Source organism: Alkalibacterium sp. MB6 (assembly GCF_009935905.1).
Classification (GTDB): Bacteria; Bacillota; Bacilli; order Lactobacillales; family Carnobacteriaceae_A; genus Alkalibacterium.
Genome location: NZ_PREX01000011.1, coordinates 69,083 through 79,891, shown reverse-complemented (window position 1 = coordinate 79,891; position 10,809 = coordinate 69,083). Strand labels below are relative to the sequence as shown.

The 10,809-nt window shown below is 37.4% G+C and carries 8 protein-coding genes and 1 pseudogene; 8 read left to right on the top strand and 1 reads right to left on the bottom strand.

Annotation, left to right across the window (positions count from 1 at the left end; all coding sequences use genetic code 11):
- The first annotated feature begins 157 nt into the window (after window positions 1-157).
- From C3945_RS05950 to C3945_RS12090, 5 genes and pseudogenes are all read left to right on the top strand, one after another.
- On the top strand, window positions 158-2,476 hold the full coding sequence (locus C3945_RS05950; RefSeq protein ID WP_161878780.1) for an endo-1,4-beta-xylanase: 2,319 nt from the start codon (window positions 158-160) through the stop codon (window positions 2,474-2,476).
- A gap of 585 nt (window positions 2,477-3,061) precedes the next feature.
- On the top strand, window positions 3,062-4,378 hold the full coding sequence (locus tag C3945_RS05945; RefSeq protein WP_161878779.1) for an ABC transporter substrate-binding protein: 1,317 nt from the start codon (window positions 3,062-3,064) through the stop codon (window positions 4,376-4,378).
- Between the two features lie 82 nt (window positions 4,379-4,460).
- Window positions 4,461-5,450, top strand: a pseudogene (locus C3945_RS05940) (carbohydrate ABC transporter permease).
- An 8-nt stretch (window positions 5,451-5,458) separates the two neighbouring features.
- Window positions 5,459-6,307, top strand: coding sequence for a carbohydrate ABC transporter permease (locus tag C3945_RS05935; protein ID WP_161878778.1), 849 nt, complete (start codon window positions 5,459-5,461; stop codon window positions 6,305-6,307).
- A 151-nt stretch (window positions 6,308-6,458) separates the two neighbouring features.
- The gene (locus C3945_RS12090; RefSeq protein WP_161878777.1) at window positions 6,459-6,962 is read left to right on the top strand and encodes a YrhK family protein; all 504 of its coding nucleotides are present in this window, start codon (window positions 6,459-6,461) and stop codon (window positions 6,960-6,962) included.
- Between the two features lie 165 nt (window positions 6,963-7,127).
- On the opposite strand, the gene spxA is transcribed toward C3945_RS12090, so the two are convergent.
- On the bottom strand, window positions 7,128-7,538 hold the full coding sequence (gene spxA, locus C3945_RS05925; protein WP_161878776.1) for a transcriptional regulator SpxA: 411 nt from the start codon (window positions 7,536-7,538) through the stop codon (window positions 7,128-7,130).
- Window positions 7,539-7,821: 283 nt separating this feature from the next.
- Between spxA and C3945_RS05920 the strand changes: the two genes are divergently transcribed.
- The 3 genes from C3945_RS05920 to C3945_RS05910 all read left to right on the top strand — a co-directional run bounded on the left by C3945_RS05920 (window position 7,822) and on the right by C3945_RS05910 (window position 10,808).
- Window positions 7,822-8,748, top strand: a complete 927-nt coding sequence (locus tag C3945_RS05920; protein ID WP_161878775.1) for an aldo/keto reductase — start codon at window positions 7,822-7,824, stop codon at window positions 8,746-8,748.
- 98 nt (window positions 8,749-8,846) lie between these two features.
- Window positions 8,847-9,149 carry a phasin family protein gene (locus C3945_RS05915; RefSeq protein ID WP_161878774.1) on the top strand — a complete coding sequence of 101 codons (303 nt, stop codon included), beginning with the start codon at window positions 8,847-8,849 and terminating at the stop codon, window positions 9,147-9,149.
- 66 nt (window positions 9,150-9,215) lie between these two features.
- A complete protein-coding gene (locus C3945_RS05910) occupies window positions 9,216-10,808 on the top strand; it encodes an ABC1 kinase family protein (protein WP_161878773.1) in 1,593 nt (530 codons plus the stop codon).
- Window position 10,809: the final 1 nt, after the last annotated feature.

Below are 10,809 nucleotides of genomic sequence, written 5' to 3'. Positions count from 1 at the left end.
AAAATCTATAAACAATCACTACAAAAACAGCGTTTTTGCATTTCTAGATAAGGTTTCCGAGAATAACTTGACACATACACTAAATAAATTAATATAGAAAATAATTAGCATATAAGGTATGATGATTTATATTGAAAGCGATAACAAAGGAGAGCTTATGAAAAAAATAATAGTCTATTTAAATGTCATCATTGCCAGTTTACTTACATTATCATTGCCTACACGTGCACAGGCCAGTACGGAGTATCTTAACTTAATCAGTTTTGAAGAAAACGATGAGGGGTTCGTTCCAAGGGGCGATAGCGAACTATTGGAGCGAACGAGTGAAGATGCTTATGCAGGAGATTATTCACTTAAAGTCTCCGAAAGAAGTCAAGGGTGGAATGGTCCGAGTATACAAATTGAAGACCATGTAGAGTTATCCACTACCTATTCTTTTTCAGTATGGGTTAAGTTGGCTGAAGAAATGACCGTAGACTTGATGCTCTCCACTCAAATTGGAGATGGAGATAATGCAAGTTATCAAGTGATTGATACGCAAGCAGTAACAGGCGATGAATGGGTCAAATTGGAGGGGGATTACCGTTACGATGCCGTGGTGGATGATTTTATTAGTGTCTATATAGAAAGTTCAGACCCACATGTGTCCTATTTTATAGATGATTTTAGCATGACGACTTCGTCTGAGGAATCAGAAGCTGTCTCAGTCCAAACGGAATTGATGCCCATTAAAGATGTGTATGAGGACTATTTTTTAATAGGGAATGCAGTATCTATGACGGAAATGCAAGGGCAACGTCTTGAATTGCTGACTCATCACCACAATCTAGTCACAGCCGAAAATGCGATGAAACCAGAATACGCCTATGATTCAAATAGAGAGTTTAATTTTGACGATCAGCAAAGACTAGTCAATAGAATACAAGAAGAAGGCTTGCTGTTGCATGGACATGTGTTAGTGTGGCATCAGCAATCTCCCGAATGGCTTCATACCGAAGATGGCCAGTTGTTACCCAGGGACGAGGCATTAGCAAATATGGAACGGCACATTGAAGAAACTATTTTGCAATACGGAGATAACGTTATTGCGTGGGAAGTGGTTAACGAAGCCATGAATGATAACCCCATTGATCCAGAAATGTGGCGCATGATGTTAAGACGATCTGCTTGGTATGATGCGATAGGTGATGATTATCTTGAATTAGCTTATCGAAAAGCCAGAGAAGTTTTAGATGAAAATGGTTGGCATGATGTCAAACTCTACTACAACGATTATAACGATGATAATCAAAGCAAAGCGACAGCTATTTATCATATGGTTAAGGAAATAAATGAGTCCTATGCAGAAGAGTTTCCTGGAGAAAAGTTAATTGATGGAATAGGTATGCAAGGGCATTACAACTTGGGAACTAATGTTGACAATGTCCGTCAATCCATTGAACGCTTTATGGAACTAGATGTTGAGATTGGTGTAACAGAGTTGGATGTTACAGTAAATACGACAGGCGAGTTGACGGAAGAAGATGAAATAGCACAAGGAATTATTTATGCTGAATTATTTTCCTTATACAAAGAATACGCTGATGTTATCTCTCGAGTAACATTTTGGGGTTTAAATGATTCTACAAGCTGGAGATCTGAGAGAAGCCCATTAATATTTGATGGTGATTTACAAGCAAAAATGGCTTATGAAGCCGTCATCGATCCTGAAGGCTTTTTAGCTAGATATGACTCTGAATTGGAAGAAGTAGAAACCAGAACGGCGGAATTACGCTACGGCACACCTGTCTTCGGAGAGAGTGTGGATGATATATGGGAGACAAGTGACTCTATCCCACTTGACCGTTATCAGTTAGCTTGGCAAGGGGCAAGTGGCATTGGAAAAGTATTATGGGATGAAGATCGTTTATATATTTTGATTGAAGTAGAAGATAGCGACATCGATACGTCCAGTGAATTTGAATGGGAACAAGATTCAGTAGAAGTATTTGTTAAAGAAAATAGGGGAGACTCTTCTGTTTATGAAGAAGGTGATGGGCACTATAGAGTAAACGCAGAAGGCATTCAAAGTTTTGGTGATACGACCGCTAATACAGACATAGAGACTCTAGTTACTCAGAATGCAAGTGGCTACACTGTTCAAATGAGTATACCATGGCAGACAATCACTCCGGAAGAAGGCCAACAGATAGGATTTGATTTACAAATTAATGATGCTTCGTCTGGTAATAGAGAAAGTGTGTCTATTTGGAATGACCTTTCTGGTCAAGGGTATCAAGACACTACCTTATTTGGTGAATTGGAATTAGTTAGAGCAGAAGAAGAGGAAGCTAGCCTTTTAGAAATCGATAATGAAGAAAATAGAATGAATAGGACCGTTCTCATTGGAATCATCCTTGCCATCTTAGCAGCAATAGGGATTGGTTTCTATATTATCTATAACCGGACCAATGAAAGTAAAAAGCAAAACCAATAAACTTTAGATAATCGGGCACGAAAAATAAACGGACACGAATCGAACGAGTAAACGATAGGGACCTATACTACTAAACTAGTTAACATTAGTATAATCAGGTCAGTCGTTTCTTAGTGAGATTCGTGTTTTCTATTTAGAACAACCATTGTAATGATCTTATAATAGTGAACGAAAGAATAGGATGTGTTGTAAAATTGATAGGATAGGTTAATTGAAAAGTAATGAAAACGTCATAAATAAGTAACGTAATAAAATTAATTAAAACCTATTGAAATTTTTTTAAGAAAGTATTGCTTTCAGCGAATGTAAGCGTTGTTATATACATGTAAACGCTATTAGTTTGTGAGGTGAACAAACTAATAATTACTAAAGCGTTAGTTTCTTTACTTTATTTTAGGATGATCTTTTACATATTTTAGTTGAGTATAAGCTTGGGTAAGGTTGGTAATTAGCTTTAGCTCAATTGATAAAGGAGGATTCTTATAGGAAAAAAATGGGGAAGTCGTACTAAGAATAAATCATATCATATATTTGGAGGGGTATTCATAATGATGGACAAAAAAATGGTTTTTAGGTTTAGCGACATTGTCAGCGCTTACTTCAGCAGCTTGTGGTAATGGTGGAGGCACAACTGGAGAAGGTGCAGATGGAGCAGACGATGAGGAAGTTCTGGAAACAGAGGATGGCGAAGAATTCGAAGCACCTACAACCGGCGGTGAAGGCGTATTAGATGTTTGGACATTTACTGATGAAGCCGTAGACATGATTGAGAACTTTTATCTTGAAGCTTATCCTGATTTAGATTATGAAATAAACATTTCTCAAGTACCTACCGAAGAATTCCAGACTCAATTAGACCCAGTTTTAGGGACTGATAGTGCACCAGACGTTATTTTTGCAGAACAAGCTTTCGTTAAAAAATATGTAGAGTCTGGCATGTTAGTCGACCTAAGTCAATATGAGGGTATCGCTTCAGGCGTAGAGAATACTAACGACTATGTTCTAGATATCGGTACTGATGAAAACGGGACATTAGTCATGAATTCATGGCAAACAGCACCAGGCGCTTTCTTCTATCGCCAGGACTTAGCAAGTGAGCACTTAGGTATTGAGTCACCTGAAGAGATGCAAGAAGCAATTAGTGACTGGGATGGATTCTTAGATACTGCACGTGAATTAAGAGACGCCACAGACGGATCTGTCTATATGATTTCTGGACGTGGGGATTTGGCTCACCCGTTCCGTAACACACGTGAGCAAGGATGGGTAGAAGATGGCCGTTTAATTATGGATGACCAACTATATGAATTACTTGAAACAGCGAAAACAATGGTCGATGAAGGTTTAATGATGGATGCTGATCCTCAAGGCGAAGAATACTTTGCTGGTATGAATGGTGATGAGATTCTTGGTTATAGCTTGCCTACATGGGGCATGCACTTCTGGTTAAAACCTAACGGAGAAGAAACTGCAGGCAACTGGCGTATGGTAACTGGACCAACATCTTACTTCCGTGGAGGAACATGGATTGGTATCACTGAAACATCTGACATGCAAGACGAAGCTGCACAATTAATTGAATACTTGACTGTCAGTGAAGACTTCATGAGAGAGTGGGCTCTTGAAAAAGGAGACGTGGTTTCTCACGAAGGAGTTGTTGAAGAAGTAAGAGGCGACTACGAAGAAGAATTCCTTGGCGGACAAAACCACTATGATGCCTTCGCAGAAGCAATCGGAGAAATCGATGGTTCAATCATTACAGAGTACGACCAGGATATCGCAGGAGCGTTTGATGATTTAGCGCTAACTCCTTACTCTAAAGGTGAAATGAGTATGGAAGAAGCAATTGACGCATTCAAGATGGAAGTTCAGAACTTATATCCTGATATTCAAGTCGACTAAATAATAATGAATCATTTAAGACTCGGAAAGTGCAGTCGTTTCTCTGGCTGCACTTTCGAATCTTTATAGAAAGGAGTCGCTTATGGCATCGAATACGGATCAAACTCTAGCAAAGCCAAAAACAATATCAAAGAGTCAAAAACCTAGAACGTTGGCTAAAAGAAAAAATCATAATAAATGGGGATACATTTTTGTCGCACCATTCTTTATATTTTTCTTGATTTTTAACTTCTATCCTATGTTCTACACTATCTACTTGTCCTTTACGGACTTGGCAGGATGGGCGACTGAGGCTAATTTTGTAGGTTTAAGAAACTTTCAAAACTTGATGAATAACAGAATCTTTAGAATGTCAGTGACTAATACCTTTATTTTGTGGACAGTAAACTTTATTCCTCAAATAATGTTGGCTTTCTTACTAGCTTATTGGTTCACTAGCCGTCGTTTAAATTTAAAAGGTATTGGATTTTTCAAAAGTATGTTTTACATGCCGAATATCATCACAGCAGCTTCGGTAGCTCTGATATTCAGATCTTTATTTAGTTACCCAAGAGGACCACTAAATTTATTTATGCTTCAGTTTGGACTCATTGATGGGCCCATTGATTTTTACAGAAATGCAGCGATTACTCGTTTAATTGTATCCTTCATTCAGTTCTGGATGTGGTATGGACAAACAACGATCGTTTTGCAGGCAGGTATTTTAGGTATTGACGATAATTTGTTTGATGCTGCGAGAGTGGATGGCGCAACAGATTGGCAAACGTTTACTAAAATAACTATGCCTCTAATGAAACCTATCACAATATATGTATTGATTACGTCATTAATTGGTGGCTTATAAATGTTCGATATCCCTTACTTATTAACCGGTGGAGGACCGAACCAAGCCGTAGAAACAATTACAACCTTTATTTACAAACAAGGTTTCACAGGTGGACGTAACTTAAACGTTGCCTCAACAGCTTCGGTAGTGCTTCTAATTATGACCGTGGTATTCAGTCTGTTCGTATTTAGTAGCTTACGCGATCGATCATCTAAGAATATTAGTACAAGTAAGAAAGGGAAGTGAGACTAGACATGTTTGAAGAAAGCAATTTGAAGAAATTGAAAATGCAAAGAGGCTTGCTATACGTGTTCTTTATCCTTCTAACCTTACTCAGTATTGTGCCTTTTTGGATTACTATTGTGAATTCGACTCGATCAGCTCCGCAAATTCAACAGGGCTTGTCTCTTGTTCCAAGTCGTTTCGGCTGGAGTAACTGGCAGCACTTGCGTGGCAGAGGCTTTAACGTCTTTGAAGGATACAGAAACTCTTTTATCATCGCAGCAGGGTCTACAACGCTAAGTTTGTACTTCTCATCGTTAACAGCATACGCTATGATTGTATACGATTTTAAATTCAAAAAAATTATTTGGGGAGTGATCTTACTTTTGATCATGATTCCTTCTCAAGTGAGTATTATTGGATTTTATCGCTTCATGGCAAATATGAATCTACTCAATAGCTATATTCCATTAATTTTACCGTCTATAGCCAGTGCCCCAACGGTATTCTTTATGAAACAGTATTTAGAGACCGTTTATCACCCGGCATTGGTTGACTCCGCAAGAATTGACGGCGCAACGGAAATTAAAATTTTTCACACAGTTATTCTACCCTTAATGAGACCGGCGCTTGCAACGATGGCAATCTTCGGCTTCATTGGATCTTGGAATAACTTCTTACTACCATTAATCTTAATTAACGAGCGTTCCATGTATACATTACCGATGTTAATTCAATTACTCACAACAGATGGTTACCGTACAGAATATGGGGCAATGTATATGGGGATCACGTTATCAGTTGTTCCACTCATTCTCCTTTACATTTTCCTATCTCGCTATATCATTGGCGGAGTAACTGCAGGAAGTGTAAAACAATAAAAGGACTACAAAAAAAGGGTGCTTCATTGCGAAGCACTCTTTTTTTTGTGCGTCTAAATTAGACTAGTCAAACTTACAGCATCGGCATTCATATAACGTGACTATAGGAAGTTGAATATGCTAAAGTAAATGAGATGAGGAGGGGAAACATATGCCTAAGGTAGAAACGAAAGAACATAAAGTGGATCCTGGGAAAGAACAAGATTTAATTATTAAAGTTAGTAATTTTCGATTGTACTTTCAAAACTATTATACACTTGTGTCACTATTAAACGATTTATTAACGGGTTTATTATATTTAGCCGGAAGTATTTTACAATTATTTACCGACTACGGTGATATTGGGATGTATTTATATCTATTTGGTGGTTTCTTCTTGCTTATGCGTCCGGTACTAAAAATAGCTCATAACGTGTTTTTCTATAAAGAAGAGGAATACCGAAGAAAAGTGTTAGGAGAGGAAACGGGAAAATCAGAAAAACAAGATGAAGAAGATTCTAAACCAACTAAAGAAATAGATGTGACTGGTGAAGGATCGGACGAGGAAGAAGAGGAAAGGAATAATGAACATAATACTGAAGATAACTCTGAAGATACAGAACGGATAAAAATGGATTACAATGAAGAATATTATGGAGATAGAACAAAAGAGTAGATAGATAGTGTTCGCTCAACTTAACTACTCACGAAAAAAACATACGAATGCATATCTTAGATTGGTTACCTCATTGTTAAAGTGAAACTTTAACATGTTCGGTAGCAATGAAAGATAGATGACATTCGTATGTTTTTATTTAATAGTTATGCTATATTTGTAGGGTTAGGCCGTATCTTCGACTGCCAGTCTTCTATGAATTTCTGCCAATTCCAGCTCTCTCACTTTGCGAGGGAGGAAGCAACGGATTTCTTCTTCATTATATCCGATTTGCAGGCGTCTATCATCCATAATAATAGGGCGACGAATTAAGCTAGGTTGTTCTTCAAATAATTTAAGTAGTTCATTCATTGATAAATCTTCGATATCGACAGTGAGGGCCTGATATGCTTGAGAACGGTAAGAGATGAGCTCGCTGGTACCTTCCTCGGTCAAGCTTAAGATAGATCTGATTTCATTTTTATTTAATGGCTCATGGAATATATTCTTCTCAGTAAAGTCTAAGTTATTTTCCTCTAACCACGCTTTGGCCTTTCGACAAGATGTACAACTTGGGGATACGTATAATGTAATCATCAGTTCTTACTCCTTTCAAAAGTTCAGCTTCTACATTTTATGTAAAACCGAGTGTTAAGGGATAAAATGTGAACGATTTGTTACAACACCTATTTTAAAGGCAATCAATAGAAATAGCAATACTATTTGACACTTTTCTGTCACAATCACCGTTTCTTAAAATTTGTAACATAGTTGTCACAAACATTAGACTTTTTTAATAAAGGTGTGGGTGGTTGATAGCTATCTTAAATTAACTAATAAGAGTACAATAGTGATATAGAGTAGACGAGGAGGAGTTAATGTGAAGCATGTACAATTAGGCAACAGTGACTTAACTGTTTCTGAAATCGCTTTAGGTTGCATGAGAATGGATAAACTTGATACAAAAGATGCTGTTAGAGTGCTCAATACAGCTACTGAGTCAGGTATTAATTTTTTTGATCACGCAGATATATATGGAAGAGGCGAGTCCGAAGAACGATTTGCCAACGCTTTAAAGGAAACATCGTTAAAGCGGGAAGATATGATTATTCAGTCAAAAGCAGGGATTCGTTTTGGCTGGTATGATTTTTCAAAAGAGCATTTAGTAAAAGCAGTTGAGGGAAGTCTGAAGCGTTTAGGGACGGATTATTTAGATGTTTTCTTACTCCATCGCCCAGATGCATTAGTTGAGCCTGAAGAAGTAGCGGAAGCCTTTAATGAATTAGAATCGCAAGGGAAAGTCCGTCACTTTGGAGTCAGTAACCACAGCCCTTACCAAATTGAGTTGCTCAAAACAGCAGTTAAACAAGATTTAGTTGCTAATCAATTGCAAATGAGCGTTATGTACACAGGGATGATAGATACGGGCATTCATGTTAATACGAAACACCCACATTCTATTGATCACGATAGAGCGATTTTGGATTACTGCCGAATGAATAAAATAACTATACAACCGTGGTCTCCCGTACAAGGTTATAACGATAAGGGAGAACGTGGTATCTTTTTAAACAACCCAGATTATGACAATATAAATAATGTCTTAAAGGAAATGGGTAGTAAATATGGGATCGATCATGAAGCAATGTCTATTGCTTGGCTATTAAGACATCCCGCCAAAATGCAAGTCATTTTAGGAACCATGACGCCCGAACGAATCGAAAACTACTGCCGTGCTTCAGGTGTGACTATTAGTCGTGAAGATTGGTACACTATTTATCGTGAAGCGGGTAACCCAGTTCCTTAATGATGGGCTAAGTAAAAGTCCGCATGGGAAATATCTGACAATAGTATGGATAAATGATATAATAACCACGTACCATAAATACGGAAGGAGTATGTCTCATGATTGAAGATATCAAAAAAGCTTTATTAATAGGTGTTGGAACAACTGCGATCGCATTAGAAAAAGCCGTAGAGCAAGTAGACAAACTAGTCAGCCGTGGTAAATTAACTGTTGCAGAAGGAAAGAAATTGACTGAAGAATTAATTCAACGTAAAAACAAAGATATTAGTGCAGAAGAAAGAGAAACATTAGAAGCACTTTTATTAGAAATGAATGTTGCACAACGCCAAGATATAGATGAATTAGAATTAAAAGTTCAAGAATTGGAAAGAAAATTATCTGATAAATCAACAGAGGTATAGGGTAAAAGGTGTTGATCATTCACTGGTCAACACCTTTTTTCGTAATAGAGAAGGGAGGCGGTTGTATTGAAAAGTAATCGTGAGAGGTTGACTGAAATTGTAACAGTATTGGCTTCATACGGATTCGGACATATTTATAGAACCCGTGTCCGAACCAAACAGAAAGATCAGGATGCAGCTAATTTAAGGTTAGCATTTGAAGAGTTGGGTCCTAGTTTCATAAAGATCGGGCAAATTATCTCGACTCGTCAAGACTTACTGCCTCCTGATTATATTAGGGAATTATCTAAACTTAGAGATGAAGCACCCCCATTTCCTTATGAAGACATTAAACGAGTATTTAAAGAAGATTTTCAAAAAGAATTGAATGAGGTATTTGAGTGGGTAGATAAAGTTCCTCTGGCAAGTGCATCTGTTGCTCAAGTTCACCGGGCTAGATTTTATACCGGGGAAGAAGTAATTATTAAAGTTCAGCGACCAGAAATAGAAGAGAATTTACTAAGAGATATCCAACTCTTTTCTCGAATTGTTTCCATGGCACCAGAAACAGTCAAAGAAATGCTTGTTAATGTTGAAGAAGCATTTAAAGAGATTGAGGAATCGACCAAGAGAGAATTGGATTTCCGTAATGAGGGACAAGCCTTAGTAACCTTTAGAGCGAATAACAAAGACATCAAAGCCGTTGCCGCACCTAAGCCTTATTTGAACTACACATCGAAACGGGTTCTTGTAGAAGAGTATATTGAAGGTATAAGAGGGTTTAATCTAAATCAACTAAGAGAAGAAGGCTATAATAAGCAAGATATTGCTGAGAAGTTAGTGTATTCATTTCTCACTCAAGTGTTTAAAGATGGCTATTTCCACGGCGACCCACATCCAGGAAATATTATTATCAAAAACAAAAAAATTGTGTTTATTGATTTCGGAATAATAGGAGAATTATCCAGTGGTGTCCAAAATGATTTGATTAAATTAATGCGAGCCATTGTCTTTGAAGATATCGATGCATTGATGAATTTGCTTCTAACGATGGCTATAACGAAACAAAAAGTTGACCGATTTGCATTCAGTGAAGATCTTCAAGATTTTTATCAGTCTTACATTTCAAGAAGCTTTGGGCAAATAGACTTAAGTACATTCTTCTCCGATGTCTTGCATGTCACTCACAAATACAAAATGGTTATGCCCAACGATTTTATTTTGCTTGCCAAATCATTAACGATTATTGAAGGGGTAGTAAGTGATCTTTATCCGGATATAAATATTATGGAAATAGCCAGCAGTTATATTAAAGCGAGCGATGATATAAAATTAGTTGATATTTCTAAAGACAAATTGAAATTAGAACTTTATCAAATCGGATCGGATACAGCGAGATTACCTAGCTCAATTAAACGATTGGCTGATACGATTAATAATGGACGACTGATGGTTCACATTGATTTGGTTCACTTTGATGACAAATGGCGGGAAGTAAATAAAATGGTTAACCGTATTGTATTTGCCTTAATTATTGCAGCGTTAATTATTGCTTCTGCTGTATTTTTTGTTCTCTCAGAAGGCGCCGGGTTTTCATTCGTTGCGATTATTATATTCTTAGGTGCGTTTGTTATGGGGCTTTGGCTGTTGATTTCGATCATTCGATCAGGAACCTTATAAG